Annotated in this window: 1 protein-coding gene; it reads right to left on the bottom strand. The window is 61.6% G+C overall.

Annotated elements, in window-relative coordinates:
* Positions 1-217: 217 nt before the first annotated feature.
* The gene (locus tag ACN269_RS33940; RefSeq protein WP_421477323.1) at positions 218-1,078 is read right to left on the bottom strand and encodes a cyclopropane mycolic acid synthase family methyltransferase; all 861 of its coding nucleotides are present in this window, start codon (positions 1,076-1,078) and stop codon (positions 218-220) included.
* Between the last annotated feature and the right edge of the window lie 128 nt (positions 1,079-1,206).

Here is a 1,206-nt window from a genome sequence, read left to right on the forward strand (position 1 = left end):
GCCGGAAGAAGTCGTCGGAGAGGTCGTAGTGCGCTTGAACGTCGGCGAAATGCGGCTTGAGCTTGGACATATGTCGGTACGGGTCCTTTCCCCCACCGGGGGCGCGCGGCCGAGAGGAGGTCCTTCTCCGCACCGACCCCCCCGAATCTTTGCTGCGGGGATGGTAACCGACGCCGGCCCAGGAAAGCGAACCAGACGGTTCGCTCGCCGGTCGCGGTTACTTCTCCAGCGTGAACTGGTTGACGTCGATCGAGCCGTTGCGGAATAGGTCCGCGCACCCGGTGAGGTACTTGTCGAAGCGGTCGTAGGCCTCCTGGCCCTGAACCTCGATGGCCCGGTCTTTGTTCGCATGCAGGTTCGCCGCCCAGTCGTCCAACGTGCGCGCGTAATGCGGCTGCAGCGAGTGGATGCGGGTGAGGTTGAACCCGTGGTCAGGCACCATCTCCTGGATCATCTTGGCCGACGGCAGCCGTCCGCCCGGGAAGATCTCGGTCATGATGAACTTGATGAACCGGGCGATCTCGAACGACAGCTTGAGCCCGCGCTCGTACATGTCGTGCGGGTGGAAGGCACAAATGGTGTGCAGCAACATGATGCCGTCGTCGGGCATGGCGTTGTAGGCGGTGTCGAAGAACGCCGGGTACTTCTCGTGGCCGAAGTGCTCGAAGGCCCCGATCGACACGATCCGGTCGACCTTGTCGTCGAATTCCTCCCAGCCCTGCAGCCGCACCTCCCAGTGACGGTTGGTATCGATCTTGGCCAACCGGGCCTCGGCGGCTTCCTTCTGGTTCTTGCTGAGCGTCAGGCCGATGACGTTGACGTCCTGATTCACCAGCGCGCGCTCCATGCCGGCGCCCCATCCGCAGCCGACGTCGAGCAGCGTCATACCGGGTTCCAGCTTCAGCTTGCCCTGCGCCAGGTCGAACTTCGCCATCTGCGCTTCACTACACGTGTAGTTGTCTTCCTTGTAGTACCCGCAGGTGTAGCCCATCGTCGGGCCGAGGAACAGCTCGTAGAACTCGTCGGAGATGTCGTAGATCGACTGCAACGTTTCGAAATCTGGCTTCAATTTGCCCATTGGCTAGAGGCTCCCGCTAAACATGTGTAACTCGTGTACAACGTACTCCGATGGGCCGACCCGGACGGGACTCTACCAGCCTGTTAGCGGGATTCCGCGAACGTGACCTTGAGCTCGCCGACTATTTG

The sequence above is a fragment of the Micromonospora sp. WMMD736 genome, assembly GCF_049179015.1.
Taxonomy (GTDB): Bacteria; Actinomycetota; Actinomycetes; order Mycobacteriales; family Micromonosporaceae; genus Micromonospora.